Below are 26712 nucleotides of genomic sequence, written 5' to 3'. Positions count from 1 at the left end.
CGCACCACCCTCCTCGGCTACACTTTATTAACAAATACGGAATTCACTTTGGCAGTACGAGATGCTGTTGCTTTTTGAACTAAGCATTCACTTTGGAGATATTCATGACTGAACCGATGCGTCGAACGAAAATTGTCACCACTCTTGGCCCAGCGACAGATAAAGACGACATGCTTGAGCAGATCATCGCTGCAGGTGCAAATGTCGTCCGAATGAACTTCTCACACGGCAGCGCTGAAGACCATGTGGCGCGGGCACAAAAAGTGAGAACTATCGCGGCGAAGTTGGGGCAACACATTGGTATCTTAGGCGATCTTCAAGGCCCTAAAATTCGTGTCTCAACATTTGAAAACGGCAAGATCACCTTAGCAGTGGGTGATAAATTCATTCTCGACAGTGACCTTCCTCTAGGCAAAGGCGATCAAGAGCGTGTCGGCCTTGATTACAAAGAGCTGCCAAAAGACGTGTCTAATGGTGACATTCTGTTGCTCGATGATGGCCGTGTTCAACTTAAAGTCATTTCCGTTAAAGGCACCTGTGTGCACACCGAAGTGACAGTGGGCGGTCCGCTTTCGAACAACAAAGGGATCAACAAAAAAGGCGGTGGCTTGTCGGCCCCTGCCCTGACAGACAAAGACAAACAAGACATCCTCACTGCGGCACAAATTGGCGTGGATTACTTGGCAATCTCTTTCCCGCGTAATGGCGATGACATGCGATTGGCGCGCTCACTGGCAAGGGATGCCGGATTAGAAACCCGCCTTGTTGCTAAAGTAGAGCGAGCAGAAACCGTCGCTACTGATGAAAACATCGATGACATCATCGAAGCCTCTGACTGTGTCATGGTGGCACGTGGAGATCTTGGGGTAGAAATTGGTGACCCAGAGTTAGTGGGTGTGCAGAAAAAACTCATTCGACGAGCGCGAGCTCTTAACCGCTGTGTTATCACCGCCACACAAATGATGGAATCCATGATCAAAGCGCCCATGCCGACGCGCGCAGAAGTCATGGATGTGGCAAACGCCGTACTCGACGGCACAGATGCCGTAATGCTTTCAGCAGAAACAGCGGCAGGCGACTACCCGCTAGAAACCGTGAAAGCCATGGCGGAAGTGTGCGTAGGTGCAGAAAAAATGCCGTCCATTAACGTGTCTAACCACCGTTTAAACAAAGAGTTTGAGCTGATTGAGGAAACGGTATCGATGGCAAGTATGTACGCGGCAAACCACATGCCGAAAGTGAAAGCCATGGTGTCGCTGACAGAATCGGGCAAGACAGCGCTAATGATGTCGCGTATCAGTTCGGGCAAGCCCATCTTTGCCCTTTCTCAGCATGAATCGACACTTAGCCGCGCTGCGCTCTACCGTGGTGTCACGCCCGTGTATTTTGAAAGTGACACAGGCGCAGGCCCAGAGGTCGCGCACAAAGCCATTAAGATGCTGAAAGAAATGGGCTATTTGAAGCCGTGGGATGTGGTGATCTTCACGCAAGGCGACATCATTGGATATGTCGGTACAACGAACACTATGCGTATGATCACTGTGACCTAATCGCCCAGTCTTAGGATATACAAGGTTACATGTAACCTCCTATGAACAATGCGCCTCTTAAAAGAAGCGCATTGTTCTTTTAAAGTCAGTGCTCATCCCCACACCCTGCTCGTTTATCCTCAGCTCATTTATTCGGCTCCATTTCAAGAAATGCACGGGTTTTGATTACCTTGCTGCATCGAATTCAGTAAGCTCGTTTTATTGCTAACCCGCAGGACGAGCCAATGACAACACGCCAAACGACATTCAACTTCGACCTAGAACGCGATCGCAGCCGCACCGACAGCGACAAATGGGATAAATACAAAGGCCAAGACATCTTGCCTATGTGGGTTGCAGACAGCGATTTCCAATCCCCACCCGAAGTGATTGAAGCCCTTCAAGATCGCGTATCTCATGGCATTTTTGGCTACACACATTCATCAGAAAAACTGACCGAGCTGTTCATTGCCCGCTTGGCGGAAAAATACCAATGGCAGGTCGAACCGGAATGGGTGGTTTACTTGCCGGGTTTAGTCTGCGGTTTAAACCTTGCCGCGAGAGCGCTGACTCACGATGGGCAAACCATCATCAGTCCAAGCCCGATTTACCCGCCTTTCATTTCATCTGCCAAATTTGCGGAAAGGCCATTGGTCAAAGCCCCAGTCGTATTGAATGAAGGCCGTTGGTTACCAGATTTAGACGCAGCAGAAGCACAGTTAACCGGGAAAGGTGGGCTATTCCAAATGTGTAACCCCCTTAACCCAGGCGGCACGGTTTATCGTCGTGAGGAGCTAGAAGTAACACTGGCCTTTGCAGAGAAGCATGATCTGTTTGTATGTTCGGATGAAATTCACTGCGACCTGCTCCTTGATGATTCGCTCACCCACATTCCTTTTGCAAGCCTCAATGACAGTGCCGCTCAACGCAGCATCACACTGATGGCGCCGAGTAAAACCTTCAACATCGCGGGGTTAGGTGCATCCATTGCCATTATTCCAAATGCAGAGATCCGCAAACGCTTTAGCAAAGTGAAGCGCGGCATCGTGCCGGGCGTGAATGTATTGGCCTTCACCGCAGCAGAAGCGGCTTATGAGCATGGAGAGCCATGGCTGCAAGCGCAACTTAAGTACTTGGCCAGCCACCGCAACCTGCTGATGACTGAAATCAATGCCATCCCAGGCCTGAAGCTCGAACACATCGAAGCCACCTATTTGGCATGGATTGATTGCAGCGGTTTACCCGTCGATAACCCTCATCGTTTCTTTGAAGACGCAGGCGTTGGCTTATCTCCGGGCTTAGATTTTGGCAATCGCAGGTTTGTACGCCTTAACTTTGGTTGTACAAGAAAAACACTGGATGAAGCCTTAAAAAGAATGAAGGCGGCTGTTGCGGCGCTTTAATGCCGTCGTAGAATCCAAACAAAAACAGCACCCAAGGGTGCTGTTTTTGTTTGTCAGGATTTACACCTTTGGCATGGCGCTTTGTGGAATAATCGCGCCACGATGCTGAATGACACATCCTGCGAGTGAATGTGCCGCTTTTGCCGCTTCAATGGGTAAACCGCCTTGCAATCGCTTCGCCAAATACCCCGCGCTGAACGAATCGCCAGCAGCGGTCGTATCAACCACCTTGCTAACAGGCTCAACCTCCACAGCGTCAGTAATACCATCGAAATAGACCAAGCAAGGGGCTCTCCCTCGCTTAATGACGATCTCGGGCACACCGAACTGTTGGGTTCGAGATAGCGTGGATTCAACATCTGCATCCCCCCACAATGCCTGTTCATCGTCAAACGTCAGCAACGCGATGTCAGTGAGTGCTAACATCTGCTGGTGACACGCATTGGCTTCTGCCCGTGACGCCCATAACCGAGGACGAAAATTGTTGTCAAACGCCAGTTTGCAGCCTTGTTCCTTTAGCGCGGCAAGCCCCTCAAACAAGGTTTCACGGCTTTTAGTTGGCAGAATGGCGAGGCTTATTCCGCTCAAGTAAATCACATTAAAATGACTGAGCTTTTCTACCAATGCAGAAACATCCATTCCCTCAAGCCAATATCGCGCCGCGGAATCGCTACGCCAATAATGAAAGCCGCGCTCCCCTTCCTCATCAGTATGCACGCTGTACATGCCAGGCAGCTTGCTCTGTGAACGTGAAACCAAATCAGTATTGATACCTTCAACATGCCACGCGGCCATCATTTCATCACTGAAAGGGTCGCGCCCTAACCCTGTGACATACGCAACGTCATTCGGGATGCCAGAAAGCCGCCTTTTTAGGTAGACCGCTGTGTTTAGCGTATCACCACCAAAACCCTGCATCATTTCACCATCTTGTTTGATGAGTTCAACCATGCATTCGCCGATCAGTGCAATTCGAACGTTCAACATCATTCCTTTATCGTTAGCGCGTTGACACCCAATATGCCACAAAGCACGTATCCATCACACAACGCAATAGGCATCGCCGAATCGACCTCAAACTCCGATATCAGAGATTAATTTATAGGGTCTTAGGTATATCTAGAATATGTGAAGGTCGTCTTTATTTATCCAGTAAAAATGTGATTTACACTGCTTGTTTATGCCCTCACTTTCGCCTATCTAACTCGCTCATTTTATTTAACAAATAAAATCAACTTTCCTTTACAAACCGCATTCTCACTGACTTACCTTGATTATTCTGGCGATTTAAACGTGCGGAAAGTCACTAAAAATCATTAACAACCGCGTTTATGTGATTGCCTTCTCAGTCAATTCAACATGCAACAATTCTCCAGTAAAGAGATTATTTGTCCAATATCCAGCGCGGGATTCACAGCGCATAATCAGCCCCATAAACGAGAGGGAAAAAATATCTATCTCGCTAAATCCAATCGTCAAACTATAAAAAAGGTCTTACACATGAAAGTTGATTTCTCGGAGTTAAAAAGACACCTACTAACGGGCACCAGCCACATGTTGCCGTTCGTTGTTGCCGGTGGTGTTCTACTTGCATTGTCAGTAATGCTAGGCGGTAAAGGCGCAGTGCCAGAAGGCGTGTTCCTTGAAGGTATTTGGGACATGGGTATCGCAGGTTTCACCCTGTTCGTTCCTGTTCTTGGCGGTTACATCGCCTACTCTATCGCAGACCGCCCAGCACTTGCTCCGGGTATGATTGGTGCTTACCTTGCTAACCAAGTACAAGCAGGTTTCCTAGGTGCAATCATCGTCGGCTTCATCGCTGGTTACGTTGTTCTGCAACTTAAGCGCATTCCTCTTTCTAACAAGCTTAAAGCGCTTTCAACTTACTTCATCATTCCAATCGGCGGTACGTTCATCGTTTCTGCGCTGGTTGTATGGGTAATCGGTCAACCTATCGCAGGCTTCATGGCATTCATGAACGAAGGCCTGCAATCAATGGCTGGCACATCTAAAGCGGTACTGGGTGCGGTTCTAGGTGGTATGACTGCATTCGATATGGGTGGTCCAATCAACAAAGTAGCAACCCTATTCGCTCAAACTCAAGTAGGTACTCAACCTTGGTTGATGGGTGGTGTTGGTGTTGCAATCTGTGTTCCACCACTAGGTATGGCACTGGCAACGTTCCTTGCGCCTAAGAAATACTCTCCAGAAGAGCGTGAAGCAGGTAAAGCAGCAGCAATCATGGGCTGTATCGGTATCACTGAAGGTGCAATCCCATTCGCAGCAAATGACCCAGCACGTGTTATCCCAGCCATCATCGCAGGCGGTATCGTTGGTAACGTTGTAGCCTTCATGGCAGGCGTTCTTAACCACGCACCATGGGGTGGTCTGATTGTTCTACCGGTTGTCGAAGGCCGCATGATGTATGTCATCGCTGTTATCGCAGGTTCTGCAACCACAGCCCTTGTCGTCAACTACCTGAAGAAACCAGTAGCTGACCGCGAAGAAGAGACAAAAGCGAATACAGAAGAACTAGAGCTGTCTTTCGACTAAGCAACAATGAATTAAACGGAGCGATTTACCCACAATTCGGTTGTCGCTCCAAATAGAACTAAAAAACAATAAAAGTGTAAAAGAGAGAAATATTATGAAACTTATCGGCGTAACTTCTTGTCCATCTGGCGTTGCTCACACTTACATGGCTGCTGAAGCTTTGGAAACCGCTGCAAAAGCAAAAGGCTGGGACGTTAAAATCGAAACTCAAGGCGCTATCGGTATCGAAAACGTACTGACTGCAGCAGACGTTGAAGGCGCAGATGTAGTGGTTCTAACTAAAGACATCGCTATCAAGCAAGAAGAGCGTTTCAACGGTAAAAAGATTGTTCGAGTTACCGTTGCTCAGGCAGCAAAACAAGCACCTGAAATCATCGCAAAACTTGAAAGCATGCTAGCGCAAGCATAATCAAGCGATAACGAAATGTTGCGGAGTGGGATTGAAAAAGACCACTCCGTTTTTCTATTCTTTTTTCCTCTTTCTTTCCTTGTTCCATTAATTTAACCCACGTCATAAAACGGCATATTCATGTCGTTTCAAATCAAAGTTACCTTGCCCTCACCCCGCTTTATTAATACTTTCATCGGTAAAAATAAGGCTTCGAAAAAATGAACAAAATAATAACCGAATCCCTACAAAAATTTAATGGACCACTTGTCCGTGTTTGTTGTGGCGAAAATACGCCACCAGAAGGTTCTTACCAAGTTAACTTTAATCGACTTGAGATCATTATTGAGGGTCAACATGATTTGGTGGTCGACTCTTCCCAAGGTTTTGAGAACCTCTCTCTCACCGAAAACCAAATGATTTACATCCCTTCAAATGCCTGGAGCAAACCCACGTGGGAAAAATCCTCACGGATGATTTCCATCTTGTTCAGCAAAAACCAAGTGGGCTTCAGTTATGTGCATTACAAAGAAGGAGAAGGGTTTGTCGATGTGATCAAGCAGGCGCTCCCATTGCCCTCTTCCATGGCTGTTGAGCATGTATTGGCCGCATTGAACTGCATCGCTGAAGAGAAGAAATGTACGGTGATGGGCGAGCATCTTGCCAAATCACTGATCTTGTATTGCTTGGCGTTACTGCAAAATCCCCAGCAAGAGAAAGTCAGCCGCGGCGAGAAGCTCTATCGCAGCATGTGTATTTACGTGCAAGAGAACTTCCACAAAGACATCACCCGTATTTCCGTCGCGAACCGCTTTGGCGTGTCATCCGCACATGTCTCTCGCCTGTTTAACCAAGAAGGCAGCGTGAAATACGCCGACTACGTGACCTATGTGCGCCTAGACCGTGCCAAGTTCATGTTGAAGAAATACAACTTCAAAGTGGAAGAAATTGCCCGCCGTTGCGGCTTCAAAGACACCAACTATTTCTGTCGCGTGTTTAAGCAGAAAACGGGAAGAACACCGAGTGAATATCGATTAGGAGCTTAATTGAAACTGAGTCGCTCGGTTCATGGAAGTCTTAAGCGTTGTTGTTAGATTTCGAGTTAACCGCAATACATTTCCATCTAGATTATTTAGAGATAAAAGCACATGCGAACAAAACTTTTCATATTTAGTTCTTTCCTCACTGTGTTGGTTTCTAGCCAAGCGGTGGCATACGATTATGTTCCATTTCCCAATACAGCAATTCTTCACGATCAAAGCAAAGCTAAAAACTCAATATATGCAAACTGCACAAAAAACAGCCAAAACGAGTTGAGCTGCAATTTTGTCCAAATGACACTATCTTACGAATTAGATCCTGAAGACCTGAAAACGACTCTGAGCAATGAGATTGATGAGTTCTTAAACAGCAACTCTGCAACTAGAGACGAGAAAATCAAAGAGGCTAAATCTCTCTGTTCTAGTCTTTCTGAAGACAACAAACGTGTAAGAAATCACTTCGAAAATCTACGTGAAACTTCGCAAAAAGATTTTGCTATAGGAGTAATCGGCATTTTAGACAAAGCATGTGAGGTTAAAACAGAATCTGATGCTAACGCCTTGTTCATTCAGCTGACCAACATCCAAAGAACTTTTGACACACAGAAATGTAAAATCTGGCCGAATACTTGGCAAGAAAATTTCACTTGGAAAACCAGTAGTGCAAATGAGTATTGGGTAACTCAAAGCAGCATTTCTGGTGAATGCGGAATCATTAATGTTTCGACGTTAAGACAGGAAAAGCCGTCCCTTTGGAGTTATGAGTCAAAAAAAATAGTAACAAACCCGACCGGTTCAGAGGGCTCATTAAAGTGTAGCGATATAGAAGAACGTAACGTAAGTTATTCTTGGAAAAGGCAAGACCATATAGTTGATTGCAGGTCGATTAAATTTGGTTTTTAATACAGCCGCTCATTAAGAGCGGCTTACCATTAATTCTTACTCACCCACTTATCGAACAAAAGTCATCGCTTCGTTTTTATCGCCAGTCATCACAAAGTGGAGGTTTCCACCTGCTTTGATATCGGCGTGTTTGAAGAAGAGGCCGTCTTCAAGAGGTTGGCCGTTGATGGTCACCGATTTGACGTAGAAGTTATCGTCAGCGTTGTTGTCAGCGGTGATTTTGAATTCGCCACCAGCAACAGGGATGCTCACTTCATCGAACAGAGGTCGGCCAATGGTGTAGGTAGGATCAGCCGCATTTACTTGGTAGAAACCCATGGCAGACATGACATACCACGCTGACATTGCGCCAACGTCTTCGTTACCGATGATGCCTTTTGGCTCTGCGAGGTACATGTCATCCAAAATGTGGTCGACGACCTCTTGGGTTTTCCAAGGCTCTGAGGTCCAGTTGTACAAGTAAGGAATGTGGTGCGAAGGTTCGTTACCGAACGCCACCTGACCAATCAAACCCGACATATCTGGCGTTTCAGTGCCTTGGCTTTTAGCCGTAAATGTCGCTTCCAAGTTGGTCTTGAACGCGGCCTCACCACCCATCACCTCTTTCAAACCAGCAATGTCGTGGGGCACAAACCAGGTCCACTGCCATGCATTCCCCTCGGTGTAGTTCCCCGTTTCATGCGCAGTACCAAATGGGTCGAACGGTGCCATGAACGAGCCATCCATCATGACAGGACGCATAAATCCGGTGACACCGTATTCGGCGTACTCCATCGGGTTGTTATCGAAGTAATGCTTGTAGCCTTTTGAGCGCGCAAGGTAGGTTGCTTCCGCACTGGTATCCCCAGCCGCTTTCGCAATTTGTGCAATGGCCCAGTCATAGAAGGCATTTTCCAGGCCGTATGACACGGACTCAATGGTGTGATCAGGGTCGATCGGATTACCCTCAGCATCACGTTGAATCGCTGGGGCAAACCCCTCTTTCTGGATGTAGTCGATGTGCTTGGTCAGTGTGCGATTCAATACCGGCACATCCCACTCAGTTGCCAGCGAGTCATAGTTGTCGTAGGTGGATGAATCAATTGCGGCTTTCAGCGCGAGGGCTTTTTCAGATTGCGTGAACGCGTCTGGGAACTTGGTGATCGCATCTGCAATCACAGCAACCGCAGGGTAGCCCACCATGGTGCCGGTTTCGTCTCCTAAGTGTTCCCACTTCGGCAGCAAACCACTTTCGGTGTACTTCTGAACCAAATTCTTCGCGTATTGAACGGCGCGCGTCGGCTCAGTGATGGTTTTAAGCGGGTGCAGGGCTTTGTGCGTGTCCCACAAGGAGTAAACCGAGAAGTTAGGTAACGCTTCTGTCGCTTGACCATACGCTATGGAATACTCGCCCTCGCCCTCTCGGATTGAGCCTTTACCCATGCCGCGGAAGCTTCCATCCACATCTTGGTGAACCTGCGGTGCGATCTTGGTGTGGTACAGCGCGGTGTAGAAAATTTCTTTCTGCGAATCAGTGCCACCTTTCACGCTTAGGTTCAGCACGTTTGCCCATTTTTCACTAGCTTGTGTACGCGCCGTATCAAACGATACACCCGCTTCTGCTTGGTGGTTGTTTTGTGCGCCTTCAGCACTGACGGCCGATATCGCCACCTGTGCGTTCAGGGCTTGTGACTCTCCCTGCTCAAACTCTACATACGCGGTCACGTCGGCTTTGATACGTTTGACCGGGTTACCATCATCGCCATAAACCAATTCAGAAATGTGCTCGGCACTCAGGCCATCAGCAGGCGCACCGCCAACGAAGAGTTGAACGTTTTTGATTTTCTTGTCGAAGGTGGCGTAGAAAAAGATTTTTTGGTTCTTCGCCCAGCCGGAGAAATGCGCCGCATCTCGCTCGCCCGTGATGGTGTAACCATCGTCACTGACCATCAGTTTGTTACGCAGTGAGGTCGAACCCCAATCGCTGTTAAGGATCGAGTTTAAATCGATCTTCAAACGCTGCGGTTGGCCTTCTGGATAGGTATAGCGGTGGAAGCCCACGCGCTCAGAGGCAGTAAGTTCGGCTTTGATGCCGTTCTCAGCGATGTTCACGGAGTAGTAACCCGCTTCTGCCACTTCAGACGCTTTGTCCATCTTGACGGAAATCGCCTTACGGTAATCGTCCGTGTCTTCAATGTACTTGGCATTTTCTTCCGTAAACGGGAGAAACAGAATGTCACCCAAACCGCCCATGCCGGTACCAGACAGGTGAGTGTGCGAGAAGCCAAACAGGGTGTCTTTGTCGTAATGATAACCCGACGATGAGTGCCAGCCCATGAGCTCAGTATCTGGCGACAACTGCACCATACCTTCCGGCACCACTGCACCTGGGAAGGTGTGGCCGTTGAAGCCCGTGCCGATAAACGGGTCAACATATTTCAGAACATTCACTTCTGGCGAAACAACGCCGGTATTCGGGTTTGAATCAGAAGAACTTGAATTGCAGCCAAACAAGAAAAGGGCGGCAGAAACTGACAGCGCAACCTTAGAAACACGAGAAATAGACATAGAATAATCCTTGAGAAAGATGCCGCACACTGGCGGCATCGGGTCTATGAACAATTAGATTTTTGCCTGCATGGCTTCTTTCTTATCACCAGTCATCACGAAGCGAAGCTCACCGCCTGCTTTGATTTCACTGTGCTCAAAGGTCAGATCGTTAGAGAGTTCGTTGCCGTTGATGGTGACGGATTTCACGTACTTGTTATGCGGGCTGTTGTTGTCTGCAACGATGGTGAACTTGCCACCGTCAACATCGATAACCACTTCATCAAACAGCGGACGACCAATGGAGTAAGACGGGTCTGCAGGTGAAACTTGGTAGAATCCCATCGCCGACATGATGTACCACGCAGACATCTGGCCGACGTCTTCGTTACCAATCAAGCCCGTCGGCTCGATGGTGTACATTTCAGCCATAATGCGGTCGAGGTATTCTTGGGCTTTCCAAGGCTCGTCAGTCATGTTGTACAGGTAAGGGATGTGGTGCGACGGCTCGTTACCGTGCATGTATTGGCCAATGTATCCGGTCAAATCAGGCAGTTCTTCACCGGTGTTTGATGAACGCGCGGTGAACAGCTCATCCAAATCTTCACGGAAGGCTTTCTCTGGGGTGGTGTCTTTCCCGTTCGTTTTATCCGCGTTAAAGATTTCTTGTTTTAGGCGGGCGAAGTCATGCATTGGCTGGAATTTCCACTGCCACGCGTTACCTTCGGTAAAGGCAAACTCATCAACGTAGTACGGGTCGAAATCAAGCAACGGACATTGTTCTTTCATCGTCCCAGAACCTGCAGGCCATTCGACCATCACACATTCGTCTTTACGCTCTTCATCGATCGGCTGGTTGAACGCCAGTGGCGGCTTGTTTGGTGAGGAACTTGCTGGGTGGTTTTTAGGGCGCAAAAATCCCGTTGATGCATCCCAGTGATGTAGCCAGTTGTCAGCACGTGCAAGAAACTCGTCTTGAACCCTCACATCGCCCGCCATACGTGCGATTTCAGATACCGCCCAGTCGCCGTAGGCGAATTCCAAGGTGTACGATGCAGAGTTCCAGTAGCCGTGGTGAACGAAGCCATTTTCTTCATACACTTTGACCTGAACAACATTGGCAGCACCGATGTTTTGGTCTTCAGTCCAATCAGGAAATTCGCTTTTCTCATGGTAACGAGCTGTAAACTCAGCCGCTTCCAACGCGTCTTGCGCATCCACATTCAGCCCTTTCGCCATGGCATCTGCAATGATAGAAATCGCAGGGAAACCAATCATGGTACCCGTGTAATGACCTTGCAGTTCCCACTTCGGTAGAATGCCGCCGTCTTTGTATTTACGGATCAAATCGTTCGCATACTCTTCTGCGCGATCAGGGTTGATAATGGTTTGCAGTGGGTGGAAAGCACGGAAGGTATCCCACATTGAGTAGATGGAATAGTTTGGCGTGTCACCCGCCTCTTTTAGCTCCTGCGTGCGCATCGCACGGTATGTGCCGTCAACATCTTGGAACACCATAGGCGCAATGTTGGCATGGTACATCGCGGTATAGAAAATCTCTTTTTGCTCTTCCGTACCACCTTTCACTGACACTTTCGCCAGTTCGTTGTGCCATGCACGCTGTGAACGCTCGAGTACTTTGTCAAAGCCCCATTCGGTGACTTCTGCATCCAGGTTTTTCTTCGCACCACGAACGCTGGTTGGCGATAGACCGAGGGTTAACTCAATAGGTTTGTCTGACGGCGCAAACTCTAGGTAAGCAATGGTCTTGGTGGCTTGAATCGCGTCATTTTCTAGTGAGATTTCAGTTTCCGCACCGTCGATCATGCCTGTCGCTTTCACGATAGGTTGATTGAATTTGGCGTAAAAATAGATGTGCTGGTTGTTCGCCCAGCCATCAGAACTGCGCTTACCACGTACCGTGTATTCATCAATGAATTCGATATCACCGATCGTAGTGCGGTTACCCCAGCTTTTATTTAGCGTGTGGTCTAAGTCGAGTTTAAGGAACGGCGTGGTACCTTCTTTAAAGGTATATTTGTGGTAACCCACGCGTGGTGACGTGGTTAATTCAACTTTAATATCACCACGATTTAATTCGACAGAATAATAACCCGCTTCCGCTTTTTCATTTTCTTTATCGAAAGTGTTATAAGTGGCATTGCTTTTTTCAGTGAACGGCAGAATAAGAATATCACCTAGATCAGTGATACCTGTTCCAGAAAGATGGGTATGAGAAAAACCGTAAACAGGAATGTCTTCTTTTTTACCGTGGTCGAAATAACCCGCAGCAGAGCCCCACCCTTCCATTTCCGTATCAGGAGAAAGCTGCACCATGCCACCAGGGTAAACCGCGCCCGGGAAGGTGTGGCCATCAGCGCCTGTACCAATAAATGGGTCAACATATTTAATCAGTGATTTATTAACTACCTCACCCACTAAACCTGTTTGGGAGTTTGAATTAGAATCTGAATTACAACCAGACAGCGCAATAGCAATCACCACCGCTAGCGGTGCTAATGTATGTTTCATTTTCATTCCTTTTAGAAAAAGGGAGAGAACTCTCCCTTTAATTTTTTATTATTTAATTTGAGGTAAAACTATTTTGTGTAGAGATGCCGTTATTATTTCGGCATGTGATCCGCATGCAAGAATTTACCCACACCAAAATCTGGCGGTGTATTTTCAGGTTGTGAACCCCATTGTTTATTTGGCTCTTCACCCATCACAAATGACAACACGCCGCCATTCATAATGTCTTCTTGCGTTAGATAGGTACGTTCGAACACTTCACCATTCAATGTTGCAGATTGAATGAAGATGTTTTCGCGGCTGACATCTTTCGCCGTCACGGTGAAGGTTTTGCCTTCGCCCACATTGATGGTGGCGTTATCAAATAGCGGGGTGCCAATTTCATAAACGCCAGTCGATGCACTGACTGGGTAGAAGCCCAATGCACGGAACACAAACCACGCTGACATGGTGCCAAAGTCGTCGTTACCACAAATGCCGTCAGGCGTGTTGTCGTAACAGACATTGGTCGCTGCAGCGATGGCTGCTTGTCCTTTCCATGGCTGCCCAACATAGTTGTACAGGTACGGCACATGGTGATCAGGCTCGTTGCCTTGAACGTGCTGCCCTACGTTACCCGTGTTAAACACTGGGAACTGGTTGTCACCCGCGTTGCGGTCTGGGTACGTTGACCAGTATTCATCTAGGCGTTTGGTGAATAGCTCACCGCGTTTCGCATCTGGGTTCTGGGTTTTATCGAACTCTGTCATCAGGTCAATCAGACCATGAATGTCATGCTGAACACTGAACGAATACTGCCAGCCGTTCGACTCTGCAAACGCATAGTTGAACATGTCTGGACGCCAGTCTTTACCCACCGCTAGGCCCGTTGCAGGGTCAACCCAATCTGCATCAATGAAGTTGCCTTTGGTGTCGCGTGCTTTAAACCAGCCTTTGTATTTCTTGCCGTTGACATCGAATTGCGCCATCCAATTGTTCGAACGGTCCGCGAATTCTTTGTATTCCGGCGCGTCTTCACCCAATACGGTTTTGATTGCTTGCGCAATGGTCCAGTCGTTGTAGGCATACTCTAGCGAGTAAGACGCCGTCCAACTGGTTTCGAACGGTGAGTGCGCCCATAGGTCGCCTTTACCGATGCGCATCTTCGACGCTTTGTAACCCTTGGTGACGTACTCGTCGATGGAATCAACCGCACTGCCCTTGCGACCGTCTTTGATCATGGCGCTGATCAGGCGCTGCTTGATGTCGTCTTGCTGCGCTTGGGTAAATCCCAGCTCATCCATACGCGCATCCAGTGAGCCTTTGGTCAACACATCTGCAATCACAGGGGTTGAGTGCATGCCCATCATCATGCCTGTTTCGTTGCCCTTGAATGTCCATTCCGGCAAACGACCATGACGAGTATTGCCGTTGTGGTCGACCCAGCTTTCTTCTGCATATGACAGCATGGAAAGCACGACATCCGCCAAACGGTTTGGCTCAATGATGCTTGAAAGCGGTTGAACAGAGCGGTAGGTATCCCATAAAGAGAAGGTGTCGTAGCGAACGAAATCGGCTTTGCCATCGTTGTTCGCATCAGCAATACGGACTTTTTCGATCAGCGGCTCAGAGACCACATCGCCGTTGGCATTGGTGCCATCTGTGTATGCGCCACGGCCTTGCATCACTTGACGGTAACGACCATCAAGGTCCGAGTGAATGGTTTGACCCAAGAAGGCGTGATACATCGCGGTGTAGAAAGTTTGCTTGTATTCCACATCCCCTTCTACCTTGATTTTACCCAGCTCGGCTTCCCACTTCGCCGTGGCGTCTTGACGCACTTGGTCAAAGGTTTTACCCGCCACTTCCGTCATGTTCAGCGACGCGCCCGTTTGTGCATTCTCGCCCACTTCGGTGTTTGAAAGCGCCACTTTGGCTTCAACCACTAGGCCTGATTCTGCCGTATCAAACTCGATATAAGCGCGGGCATATTGATTAGTAAACACGGTTGTACCCGCTTTTGCTGGCACATACGATTTGGTGTCGCGGTCGAAATATTCAAAGCGAATCGATTTGATTGGCTTATCGAATTCCATCACGAAGAATTCTTTTTGGCTCGCTGCCCAACCGTCTGAGAAACGGTGGCCCGATAAGGTGTTGGCGTCTTTATCCCACTCGAAATGCGATTCTGCCGTGTAGTCCCAGTTAATATTGAAACCCAGATTCACAATGATTTCGGATTTCTCATCTTGCGGGAAGGTATAGCGGTGAACACCCACGCGATCTGACGCGGTCAGCTCAGCTTTGATGTCATAGTCATCGAGGAAAACAGAATAGTAACCGGCGGTGGCTTGTTCGTTGCGGTGCTTAAAGCGTGATGCTTCGAGGTTCAGCTGCGGAGAGCCCTCGTTAAGCATGTAGTCTGAGCGGGAGTTGATTGGCATCACAAGGATGTCGTTCAAATCCCCTGCGCCTGCGCCAGAAAGGTGAGTGTGAGAGAAGCCTGAAACGCGGTTATCGTTGTAGTAATACCCAGAGGTATATTCCCAGCCGTTCGATCCGTTGTTCGGCGACAGTTGCACCATACCGTGTGGCGTTGTCGCCCCCGGATACGTGTTACCTAAGTTACCTGTTCCAATAAATGGGTTAACAAAGCGCGTAATGTCCATGTCATCAAACGCCACAGGCACGTTTAATCCCATTTCAATAACAGGTTGATCAGTGGAAGAGACGTTCAGCGTCGTACAACCCGTCGCCCCCAATATTCCTGCTAGTACCGCAACACAAAGTAAACTCTTTTTGAATTTCATGTTACACCTTCATTTCACTAAAAATAGGGAAAGGAGATCTACGAATAGATCTCCTGATTTTTTATTTTTACTTTAATGCGTCTTCTTTATTTCCGGTCATGACAAAACTTAATTGCCCGCCCGCTTTCAGATCTGAGTGTTTAAATGAGAAATTGTTATTTAGAGGCTTGCCATTAATGGCAACAGATTTCACGTAGATGTTTTCTTCGCTGTTATTTTCCGTCGTGATGGTGAATGCACCGCCATCAACTGGGATCACTGCTTTATCGAAGATTGGGCGCGTGATGGTGTAAGACGGATCTGCAGGCGTCACTTGGTAGAAGCCCAATGCGTTCATCACGTACCACGCTGACATTTGGCCAACGTCTTCGTTACCAATCAGGCCTTCCAGCGTTGGGTGGTAAAACTCGTTCATCGCACGATCGACGATTTCCTGCGTTTTCCAAGGCTCCGCGGTCCAGTTGTAAATCATTGGCACGTGGTGGTCAGGTTCATTACCCATCACGAATTGGCCGATGTAGCCGGACATATCGTGAGACTGGCTGGTGTCTGCGTTCGAGTTGGCATTGAACAGCGCATTCAAGTTCGCCAATAGCGCCGCTTTACCTTCCGCTGTCAACGCTTCTGGTGTGTCGAATTCAGCACGAACGGTGTTCTGACCTGCCATCACATTGCCAAGGCCATTGATGCTGTGCGGTGCAAACCACGTCCACTGCCACGTGTTACCTTCCGTGAAATCTTCACCACGGTGTTCAGCACGGTAAGGCCAGAACACATCGTTTTCGGTCAGGCTCTTGCGGTCTTTGCAGGCGTTGTAATCCAAGCCTTGCGGGATAGACAGTGCGAGGTTTTCATCCACACAATCTGCTTTGAGGTTGTTCGCGAAAACCTTCTCACCATTTTGGTTGTAGACCGGACGCATAAAGCCCGTCGCGCCAAGTGAATTGCCTTTGCTGTCTTTGAGCTTGCCGTAGAATTCGGGGTTGTAATCGAAGTAGTTTTTGAACGCTTCAGAACGTGCCATATAACGCTCAAATGACGCGTCATCACCTGCCAGTTTGGCGATCTGCGCGACTGTCCAGTCGTAGTAAGCATTCTCCAAACCATATGACACAGATTCGTTCACCAACCCGTCATATTTATCTTCAGAAATCCCGTTCACGTATGCTGGTTTGTCACCTGCATCCGCAGCCCATTTGGCATTAGCGGGAATGTATCCGAGTTCTTCTTGGTAATTGTTGTGGCGCGTCATAATGGTAAAACGCTTGTCGCCAGACCATGCATCTTTGTAAGGCACCCAACTGTCTGTTTTGTCTAACGAGAAATTGAGGGTGTCGTTCGCCGCTTGAATCGCCAGTTCAAAATGATCTTGCGTGAAGGCTTCAGGGTGTTTCACCATGATGTCAGCGATAACAGAAACAGCAGGATGCCCGACCATTTCTCCGGTGTAATCCGAGTGAAGTTCCCATTTAGGCAGCACGCCGCCCGTTTTGTATTTGTTCAGCAAATCATGCGCATATTCCACAGCACGTGATTTATCAATGATGGTTTTTAGCGGGTGCGCGGCGCGGAACGTATCCCACATTGAATACACCGAGTAGTTCACCAAACCGTCTTCTGCTTGATGCACTTTGCCGTCCATGCCGCGATATTTCCCATCTACATCTTGGTAAACGAATGGCGCGACATAGGTGCGGTACAGCGAGGTGTAGAACATGGTTTTATCGGCTTCTTTGCCGCCTTCCAGTTCAAACTCACCCAAAATTTCAGCCCATGCAATACGGTTTTTCTCTACCACAGCATCAAAGTTGAAATCGTTTGTGTCCGCGTTCAAGTTATTGATAGCACCTTCTACGCTGGTGCCGGAAATCGCCACTTTGACCGTGATTGGCGCATCACCTTTACCGAAGTTCAGGTGAGTCATCACATCGTTTGCACGCTTAGCGAGACGCTCCGCATCTGGCTCAGGCTCGCCCGGCATTGGCTGATGTTCTGCGTAGCCACGGTAGTCTGCCAACCCTACTTCTGTCGCATCGACTGGGCGTAACGTGCTTTCAGAGGCCAGTTTCGCGTAAAGGTTTTCTTCGACGATAGATTCAGAGAACTCAGCAACGAAGAAAACCGTCTGCCATTGTCCCCATTCGTTTGATGTACGCGCGCCCACCACCGTGGTGTCGTTCAAACGCTTGTAGTAAATGTTGCGAGAGTGGTTGCCGTAGGTTTCCAGCAACTCGTGTTGCAGATCGATACGGACTTTACGGTCTTCACCTTTTTTGAAGGTGTAGCGCTGGAACGCCACGCGATCAGTTGCCGTCAGTTCCGCTTTCACGCCGGTTTCTTTTAATTCCACCGAGTAGTAACCGACTTCTGCGGTTTCAGTGTCTTTATTGATGGTTGGTGCGTCAGTGTTAAAGCCTGTGTATGGCAAGAAGGCGAAATCATTCAGGTCGCCTTTACCCGCACCAGAAATGTGGGTCATGGTGAACCCAGAAAGCAGCGCATTGGTTGGGTCATACTCAGAGGGAGAACCTTTGCCATTCCACCCGTTAGGATCGAAGTTGTCTGGTGACGGTTGGATCATGCCTTCCGGCATGACAGGTGAAGGGTTCACGTTACCCAACCCTTTCGTGCCGATAAGCGTATCAACATAATTCAGTACAGAAAGATCAGGCTGCGGCAAGGTGCCTATATGTCCACTGTTGTCCGATGAACTGGAATTGCAGCCCGCTAACGCAAAAACGATCGCCATAGAAAGCACAGACTTTTTGTTTATCATTTTCGACCTATATAGTGTTAGAAACGTATTGGATGATTGTTTTTGGCGTGATCGAACCCCTGCCGATACCGGCATAAAATTTTTGAATCGCGCTCTCATTATTTATTTGTGAATCGTTTTCATAAAAAAACCGCCCGACACTTAAACATGTCCACATTGCTTAAATATCTTTTGGGCGGTTTGTATTACTTTTATTTAATTGAAAGCTGTTGCTTTCAATTAATCCCCCTCATTTTAATTAGGGGGGGATATTAATATTAAAGATTCGCTTTCATGGCCTCTGACTTATCAGCGGTCATCACAAAGCGAAGTTCACCACCGGCTTTAAACTCTTCGTGTTTAAAGGTGTTGAATTTATCCAAAGGTTTGCCGTTGATGGTGACGGATTTCACGTACATGTTGTCCGGGCCGTTGTTTTCAGCAATAACGGTAAACTTGCCATCGCCAATCGACATGGTAGCTTTGTCGAAGATTGGGCGACCGATGCTGTACGTTGGGTCAGTCGGTGAAATTTGGTAAAAACCAAGGGACGACATCAAATACCACGCTGACATTTGGCCAACGTCTTCGTTACCAATGATGCCGTCTGGCGTTGGTTTGTAGAATTCGTCGTAAACCTGATCCAAGTATTCCTGCGCCTTGTAAGACTCTTCGGTGCGGTTATACAGGTAAATCACGTGGTGCGATGGTTCGTTACCGTGAATGTACTGACCGATGTAACCCGTCATATCCTGGTGTTGATCACCTTCGTTTTCATTCGCAGTGAACAGGTTGTTTAGCTTCTCGTTCAAGCCCTCTGTGCCACCCATGATCTCCGTCAGTTTGTCGAGATCTTGCATGAACGCCCACTGCCACTGCCAAGCGTTACCTTCAGTGAAGTAGAACGCATCTGCTTTGTAAGGGCTGAATGCTTCGGTGCTGTATTTAAACGCACAAGGATCGCCATCTTTCAGTTCAGTCGGCACAAAGAACCCAACACTTGAATCCCAATGTGTCAGCGAGTTATATGAACGTGCTTTGAACTCGTCATAGGTTTCCATGTCGCCTGCCGCTTTCGCCATTTCGGCAATGGTCCAGTCGTAGAACGAGAATTCAAGGGAGTAAGACACCGAGTTCCAGTTTGGTGCGCGTACACAAGTTTCACCAATGTGGTAGCTCAATTGACCCGCCATCAACGAGCCAAGAATGCCATCGTTGATTTGTGGGAAATCGTGCGGGCGGTAATGCGCAGATTTTACAGACGCTTCAAGCGCTTCTTCTGCGTCAACCAAGCCTTTGGTCACCGCATCGCCCAGGATGGCGGTTGATGGGTAACCTATCATGGTGCCCGTTTCAGAGCCGTGGCCTTCCCACTTCGGCAACATACCGAATTCGTCGTTTGATTTACGGATCAAATCTTCAACGTAGAGCGTGGCTTGGTTCGGGTCGATGATGGTCCAGAACGGGTGAACCGCACGGAAAGTATCCCACGTTGAATAGATGGAGTAGTTCGGCGTATCGCCTTCTTCCAAGGTGCGAGTGGTGCCAAGCATATCCACATAGCGACCATCAACGTCATAGAATTCAATTGGCGCAATCATCATGTGGTACATGCCGGTATAGAAGTTGGTTTTCTCTGCGTCAGAACCACCTTCTACATTCACTTTTGCTAGCTTCTCAGCCCACGCAAACTCCGCGTCAGATTTCACTTTGTTAAAATCAAACGTCGGTGTTTCAGCTTCTAGGTTCTTCTGTGCACCGTGCCAGTTCACCGGAGAAATACCGACGCGAATTTCAATCGCTTCCTCACCCGCGCCAAAGTTTAGGAATGCGGTTAAATCATCACCTTGGTACACCGCATTGTGGCGCATGTTAGTCTCAGGCTCTTTGCCATCTTTGCCTAGCATTGCGCTTGCCACTGGCTGGCTAAATTTCGCGTAGAAGAAGATATCTTGACCTTGGTGATCTTGACCTTGGAACCAACCCGTCGAAGACTTGCGTCCGCGAATGGTGTATTCATCGATCACTTCGATTTTGTTCTTTAGCGATTTGCCGTTATTACTTTGCAGCGTGTGGCCTAAATCGAACTTCACGTTGCGATCAGCACCTTTCGCAAAGGTGTATTTGTGCAAACCAACGCGCTTTGTTGTTGTCAGTTCGACGTCGATGTTGCCGTTGTTGAGTTTGGTTTTGTAAAAACCTGCCGTAGCGATTTCGTTGGATTTATCAAACGCATTGATTCCGTGGTCATTCAAGTCTGAATAAGGCAGAACAAGAATGTCACCAAGATCGGTCGCGCCCGTGCCTGATAAATGGGTGTGAGAGAAACCGTAAATTGGCACGTCGGTATCAAAAATCTCTCCATTCTCGGAATAATCAGATTTATCCCAGTAACCCGACGCTGAGTGCCAATCATTCAGACCCGCTTCGTGGTCAGCCTTCGAACCAATAAACGTATCTGGCGAAAGTTGAACCATACCCGCAGGAACAACCGCACCTGGGAATGTGTGGCCCGATGCAGCGGTACCAATCATTGGATCAACATATTTAAGAACAGCTTTATCGATAATCGACACGGATGGAATAGAAATGCCAGGTTCTGATGTGTTGGAATCCGAATTACAGCCAACAACAGACAAAGCAAGGGCTATAGCGAGTGCACAAGGCGCTAACTTGATGTTCATTCTTCTACCTTTTTTAAAAAAGGTGCCGCAGGGGGATGCAGCACCTGAAATCGTAATGGGGTATTACAAAGAGAGCTCAGACTGCAGGTAGCTGATGATTTCAGCTTCCGTCGTCATTGTTTTTAGGGTGTTGCGGAAAGATTCGTGGATAAGTTTGCGCGCAAGGCCTGAGAAAATGCGCATGTGCTGGTCGCCTTGGTTTTTATTTAGCGTCAGCATGATGACAAATTCGACCGCACCATCTTCGTCGTCACTCCAAATCACAGGTTTGTTCAAGCGAGCGATTGAGATAGACGAATGCGCAATGTTGTCTGATTTGGTGTGTGGAATCGCGAAACCGTTGCCAAGACCTGTGGTGAACACAGACTCACGTGCCCAGATATCGGCTTCTAGCTCGTTCACAACGTGAGTACGACCACGCACACCTAGGTTGCCCACCAGCGTTTGAATCGCTTCTTCTTTGCTGTTGAAGTCACAATCTAACAGCACACATTCCACGTCTAGCAGTGGCTTGTCTTCTTGAGATTGTGCAAACACATCTAGCAGTACTTCAACGTCTGCAATCGTCGCGCAATCACACGCAGCATTGAACAGCGCTTTACACGCTTCGCTGTCGAACTGGCGAAGTGCCGCTTTGGTTGGTGCGATGCTTGGAGCAGCCATGCTTAGCTCGTTCAAGCCAGCGCCCACCAACAATGGAAGTACTTTCTTGTTCGCGCCTAGCTCGCCACACAGGCCAACCCATTTGTTGTGCGCTTGTGCGCCAGACACTACAGCGCGAAGCAGACGCAGGAACGACGGTGCAAGGCTGTTGTAAAGCTTGGCAACGTTGTCGTTATCACGATCGACCGCTAGCAAGTATTGGGTCATGTCGTTTGAACCAATGCTGAAGAAGTCCACTTCTTTGCAGAACTGATCCATGATGAACGCCACCGATGGAATTTCTACCATGATGCCAAGCTCAATCGCACCAAATGGCGTGTTGTCGCTCGTCAATTCCGCTTTCACGATCTCTAGCTGTGCTTTCACCCAACGGATTTCCTCGATGCTTTGAATCATCGGGATCATCACTTTGGTATGACCGTATTGCGCAGCGCGCAAAATCGCACGAAGTTGAGTGTGGAACAGCGCAAGGAATTGTGGGTAGATACGCACCGCGCGGTAACCCAAGAACGGGTTGTGCTCGTGTGGCAGGTTCAAGTAATCCAGCGGCTTGTCACCACCGATATCCATGGTACGGATGATCACAGCTTTGTCGCCTGCGGCTTCTAGCACTTGCTTGTACGCATCAAACTGCTCTTGCTCATCAGGTGCCGTGCTGCGATCCATGAACAACATTTCAGTGCGGAACAGACCAATGCCTTCCGCGCCTTTCTCAAACGCCGATTCCGCTTCTACGGTACACGCGATGTTTGCCGCGATTTCAATCTGGTGGCCGTCTTTGGTTTGCGCTTGCAGGTTTAGGTATTCGCTTTCAGACGCTTTTACTTGCTCAGCAATCCACATTGCACGCTCGAAGTAGGTTGAAACGGCTTCTGAAGGCGCAAGTGCAACAACACCTAAACCGCCATCGACAAACAAGGTTTCGCCTTCATGCTTCGCACATGCGTCGATTTCAACGCCAGACACAGCAGGGATGTTGAACGCACGTGCCAAAATCACAGTGTGCGACGTTGAGCCTGCTTGCGTCAGAATCAAACCTTGCAGGAATTCACGATCTAGACCCAGGAACTGACTTGGGGTCAGGTCGTTAGCAATCACGATAGACGGTTCGGTTAAGGTGAAGTCTGTTGATACTTCAACGTGTGGGTGCGCCGTCATCAGCAATTGCAATGCGATGTCTTTAATGTCTAACACACGCTCTTTTAGGTATGCAGAAGATGATTGCATCAAGGTTTCAGTGATAGCAGCAACGGTCAGAAGAATCGCTTTCGCCAGAGAATCACCGTTCGACACAAAACCCGACACTTTTTCATTCAGGGTGTCATCGTTCAAGATACCCAAATGCGCCTTGATGATTTCTTTTTCTTGGCCGCTCGCCAACTCTGCCTTATCAATCAAGGTTTCAGTGACTTGCTGTTTCGCTTGCTCAAAGTTCAGCGACGCGGTTTCTTGCTCGAACACTGACAATTCGATTTCGTTGTAACGAATCAGTTTACCCTTCGCGATACCCGCAGACAGACGCTTCGCACGGATAAGGGTTGGGTTATGGTTCATCAGTGATTGTGGCAGGGTCACATCACCCTCATCCATCACCACTAGCTCTTCATCACAATGTGGGAATTCTTCACGCAGGTACGTTGCCAGCACATCAAATGCGGCTTCTGCGTCATCACCTTCGATGATCAATGAACACGGGTCGTTCAACAGGGTGTCAGTACCCACCAGCGACAGCACGCTTTTTGCTGAACCTGTGTTCTCGTTACGTAGGTTTTTCAGCGTGATTTCGCTGCTAAATTGACGGCAAACCGCTTCAAGATGATTTGCTGGGCGAGCGTGAATACCGTTTGGCAGTTCACAGGTAAATGCGACTTCTTTTTTCATCGTGTTCACTTAAATTTTTTCAAAAGAGATAGGGGGTGATTGATGGCGTCTTGCACGGAAACGATTGTGGGATTTTTCCCTTCATAGCGATCGCTTTCTGCCGGGCTAATTTCAGTGGCCAACAATATAAAATCTGCAGAATCAAACTCGCGTTTGGAGATTTTGTTCTCAATACCCATCGCGCCTTGGGTTTCAACTTTGATGTTGATGGAGAGCGTTTTGGCTGCCTCAATGAGGCGATCTGCTGCCATGTAACAGTGGGCAATTCCGGTATGGCATGCAGTGATAGCGACGACGTTCATGTGCTCTACTTATCGTTTGATTCAGACAGGCTCATGCTAAGGGAGTATCAAGATTCCAGACAGATGAAATATCTCGCATTTACTGGACAAAAGTAGCCGTAAATTCATTGTGTGAATTCGGTCACCGAGTCAAAACTGACTCACTATCTTGTTGAGAAATAAAGGTTGTGATCTTGGTTCACATATAGGGAGGTTGTTGTGCCACGAAGGATTAAAGCCGCAAACCACGGGGAGTTCGCGATATAAACGCCTGTTTATCTATGCAAACATTCCGCCATTTATCACGCATACAAGGCTGTAGAGCAATGAAAACAGTGTCTTAAAAATAATGCTATTTCGTTTGTTTTATTGCTGGATTCAACGCACCTAATTTCACATCTAAGAAACCCCGCATTTTACTCAGTTCAACGACGCTGACAGCCAAATCTACGCATAGGAAACTGCTACGCTGCAGAGATAGAACTTGGATAAGGTCTCCGAATGCTGGTCTCCACCCCACTCCCTCATACAGAAAAGATGATTCGTCGTTTCTTGCACCAACCGCTCGTCTCTCAATGCATCATCTTTTTGGGGATATGGGCGAGCTACTACCTGTCATCTTTTTTTGAAATCAAAGAAACGGGCTTCTTTGTCATTTCCTTTGTGAATGCATTCATGGTGGCAACACTCTTCCACCGCGGCACCTTTGCGCTCCCTGCCATTTTCTTAGCCATGTTGACTCATGGCCTGTTTGCGTCTGATTTGCGCTGGAACGAAGTGTTACTTTTTTCCTGTATGCTCCCCATCGCCCCGGCACTCATTACCTTTGCCTACAACTACATTACACTTCGCATCAAGCAACGCAGCGTGCCACTGAAAGCGAGCATCTATTTCGTCTTGTTTGCCATCGTACTGCCCGTCTTGAATGCTTCTCTGCTGTTTTTGGTCGCCTCCACCGCGCTCATCCAGGTGGATACACCCTTTATTTTCTTTTCATCCATCAGCATCGAACTCACACACTTGGTGATCACACCATTAATGTATGTCGCCTTGGTGTACGTGTTTAGGGAACACGCCGACGCGTATATGCGGCTAGACAGACAACTGTTCGAAAAAAACCTCACGGCATGGACTTACTATCTCTGGCTAACGCTCTCATTGGGGTTAGTTGGAATTTCGATGTTTATCCCTTATTCCCTGCTTCTCTTTTCAATCTGCTTTTTTTTGTTGGTTTTGGTGTTCATGGGGCTGGGCCGATTCGGTATTTTGCGTCCGATGGTGGTGGGTGCCATCGTCACCTTGGTGTTGGTATACGAAGCGGTTATTTGGGTAAACAAAACCAATAATATAGATGAGAACTTCCTTGGCTTATTGGAAGTGTTAATTCTGTTTTCAATCCTTGCCTACATACAAGGTAGCGACAGCATTCGCAGCTTTATGCTCAACCAGGAACGATTAAGGAAGGAGAGAATTGACCCCTATACCGGGCTGTATAATCTTGCGCAGTTGAAAGAGGATCTGTCACACATTGATGAGCCGGTATTGGTGTATTTAGATTTAAAAACCACCATGCTCAACCTGACGGGTATTGGTCACACTGGGCAGGCACAATTCCTGCGCCAATTAACCAAGCATTTCTTTACGGCACAGCCGAGTATTCTCCGCTTTTATCGCCCTCCGTTTTCTGTCGGACTCATCTATGTCGAGCCGTTGAAACCTGACATGAATGACGACCTCGTCGCTATTAGTGACCTGTGCGATAGCTTTCAATTTTTTTGGCAAGGCACCTCCATTTCACTGTTTTCTCACACGCTGCATTGTTGCGAGCTCAGCAATAAAGACAAGGTGGAAGAAACCATTTCTGTCTTCTGCGACCAACCCACTTTTCATGACCATAAAATTCGTTGGTTTGACGACTCAGATTTGTCATCCCATAAGTTTCTAAGGCTTAATTCAGTGCAAAGAGCACTGCGAGAAAATCAGTTTGAATTGTATTGCCAGCCCTACCGCAACCTAAAAGATCCTGACGCTATCAGCAGCAGTTTTGAAGTGCTATTGCGCTTAAAACAGGACAATGCCAACCCCCTCGAACCGGACGAGTTCTTCCCCATGATTAACGAATTCGGATTAGAGTCTCAGTTAGACAAATGGGTTATCGCCCACACCTTTGAAATGCTCGCCACCCAACTGAATGATTGGAACCTGGTGGATCGCTGCGCCATCAATCTCACGGCGAAATCGTTAGGCGACGAGGGGTTATCCGATTTTGTGATTCAAAAAGCCAACGAGTTTTCGATTCCGCTTTATAAGGTGTGTTTTGAAATCACCGAATCTTCCGCCATTGAAAATGAAACGCTCACCATAGAAACCGTACACGCTCTGAGAAAGGCGGGCTGCAAGATAGCGCTAGATGATTTCGGCACAGGGTATGCGAGCTTTTCTTACCTTCGCCGCATCCCTATCAATGTGTTGAAAATTGATGGCGAATTTGTGCGTAACCTCCCCACAAACGATGCCGACCAATTGATCGTTCAATCGGTGCAATTGCTGGCTGAAAATATGCAATTGACCACGGTAGCGGAATACGTCGAGACCGAAAATCACGCGCACATTCTGACGCATTTAGGGATAGATTTTGCACAAGGATTTGGCATCGCCAAGCCAAGGCCGTTGAGGGAACATATTGGGGCGTTGAATGGAGAATAGAGCGAGGGGAAGAAGGAGCGGAGAGACAAAGAGCGGAAAGGAAGGTCCTAGGTCCTAGATGCGAGATTGCGAGATTGCG

General features: G+C 48.1%; 15 protein-coding genes. 7 read left to right on the top strand and 8 right to left on the bottom strand.

Translation table 11 applies throughout. From position 1 onward, the window contains the following. The first annotated feature begins 104 nt into the window (after positions 1-104). Entirely contained in the window at positions 105-1550 is a 1446-nt protein-coding gene (pyk, locus tag BCT27_RS07385) for a pyruvate kinase (RefSeq protein ID WP_102395434.1), read from the top strand. Between the two features lie 224 nt (positions 1551-1774). Further along, a complete protein-coding gene (locus BCT27_RS07380) occupies positions 1775-2932 on the top strand; it encodes a MalY/PatB family protein (RefSeq protein WP_102395433.1) in 1158 nt (385 codons plus the stop codon). A 60-nt stretch (positions 2933-2992) separates the two neighbouring features. Here BCT27_RS07380 and kdgK read toward each other — a convergent pair whose 3' ends face one another. Next, entirely contained in the window at positions 2993-3919 is a 927-nt protein-coding gene (kdgK, locus tag BCT27_RS07375) for a 2-dehydro-3-deoxygluconokinase (RefSeq protein WP_102395432.1), read from the bottom strand. 513 nt (positions 3920-4432) lie between these two features. Between kdgK and BCT27_RS07370 the strand changes: the two genes are divergently transcribed. The 4 genes from BCT27_RS07370 to BCT27_RS07355 all read left to right on the top strand — a co-directional run bounded on the left by BCT27_RS07370 (position 4433) and on the right by BCT27_RS07355 (position 7816). Beyond that, the gene (locus BCT27_RS07370) at positions 4433-5485 is read left to right on the top strand and encodes a PTS fructose transporter subunit EIIC (RefSeq protein WP_017010977.1); all 1053 of its coding nucleotides are present in this window, start codon (positions 4433-4435) and stop codon (positions 5483-5485) included. Between the two features lie 94 nt (positions 5486-5579). Beyond that, a complete protein-coding gene (locus tag BCT27_RS07365) occupies positions 5580-5894 on the top strand; it encodes a PTS fructose-like transporter subunit IIB (RefSeq protein ID WP_017010978.1) in 315 nt (104 codons plus the stop codon). A 200-nt stretch (positions 5895-6094) separates the two neighbouring features. Continuing rightward, positions 6095-6919, top strand: coding sequence for a helix-turn-helix transcriptional regulator (locus tag BCT27_RS07360; protein ID WP_102391431.1), 825 nt, complete (start codon positions 6095-6097; stop codon positions 6917-6919). A 102-nt stretch (positions 6920-7021) separates the two neighbouring features. Next, positions 7022-7816 carry a hypothetical protein gene (locus tag BCT27_RS07355; protein ID WP_102395431.1) on the top strand — a complete coding sequence of 265 codons (795 nt, stop codon included), beginning with the start codon at positions 7022-7024 and terminating at the stop codon, positions 7814-7816. A gap of 48 nt (positions 7817-7864) precedes the next feature. Here the strand turns inward: BCT27_RS07355 and BCT27_RS07350 are convergent, their stop codons facing one another. The 7 genes from BCT27_RS07350 to BCT27_RS07320 all read right to left on the bottom strand — a co-directional run bounded on the left by BCT27_RS07350 (position 7865) and on the right by BCT27_RS07320 (position 23948). Further along, positions 7865-10363, bottom strand: coding sequence for a GH92 family glycosyl hydrolase (locus BCT27_RS07350; RefSeq protein WP_102395430.1), 2499 nt, complete (start codon positions 10361-10363; stop codon positions 7865-7867). Positions 10364-10417: 54 nt separating this feature from the next. Continuing rightward, the gene (locus tag BCT27_RS07345) at positions 10418-12880 is read right to left on the bottom strand and encodes a GH92 family glycosyl hydrolase (RefSeq protein ID WP_102395429.1); all 2463 of its coding nucleotides are present in this window, start codon (positions 12878-12880) and stop codon (positions 10418-10420) included. An 86-nt stretch (positions 12881-12966) separates the two neighbouring features. Further along, positions 12967-15663 carry a GH92 family glycosyl hydrolase gene (locus BCT27_RS07340; protein WP_102395428.1) on the bottom strand — a complete coding sequence of 899 codons (2697 nt, stop codon included), beginning with the start codon at positions 15661-15663 and terminating at the stop codon, positions 12967-12969. A 67-nt stretch (positions 15664-15730) separates the two neighbouring features. Next, positions 15731-18439: a GH92 family glycosyl hydrolase gene (locus BCT27_RS07335; RefSeq protein WP_102395427.1), complete on the bottom strand. Its 2709-nt coding sequence runs from the start codon at positions 18437-18439 to the stop codon at positions 15731-15733. A gap of 257 nt (positions 18440-18696) precedes the next feature. Then, on the bottom strand, positions 18697-21102 hold the full coding sequence (locus tag BCT27_RS07330; protein WP_102395426.1) for a GH92 family glycosyl hydrolase: 2406 nt from the start codon (positions 21100-21102) through the stop codon (positions 18697-18699). 63 nt (positions 21103-21165) lie between these two features. Next, positions 21166-23646, bottom strand: coding sequence for a phosphoenolpyruvate--protein phosphotransferase (ptsP, locus tag BCT27_RS07325; RefSeq protein WP_102395425.1), 2481 nt, complete (start codon positions 23644-23646; stop codon positions 21166-21168). Positions 23647-23651: 5 nt separating this feature from the next. Further along, positions 23652-23948, bottom strand: a complete 297-nt coding sequence (locus BCT27_RS07320; RefSeq protein ID WP_017010983.1) for a PTS fructose transporter subunit IIB — start codon at positions 23946-23948, stop codon at positions 23652-23654. Positions 23949-24428: 480 nt separating this feature from the next. Between BCT27_RS07320 and BCT27_RS07315 the strand changes: the two genes are divergently transcribed. Further along, on the top strand, positions 24429-26633 hold the full coding sequence (locus BCT27_RS07315; RefSeq protein WP_102319565.1) for a sensor domain-containing phosphodiesterase: 2205 nt from the start codon (positions 24429-24431) through the stop codon (positions 26631-26633). Positions 26634-26712: the final 79 nt, after the last annotated feature.

Origin of the sequence: Enterovibrio norvegicus, assembly GCF_002876705.1 — a bacterium.
Classification (GTDB): domain Bacteria; phylum Pseudomonadota; class Gammaproteobacteria; order Enterobacterales; family Vibrionaceae; genus Enterovibrio; species Enterovibrio norvegicus_B.
This window is presented reverse-complemented; position numbering and strand designations above follow the sequence as displayed.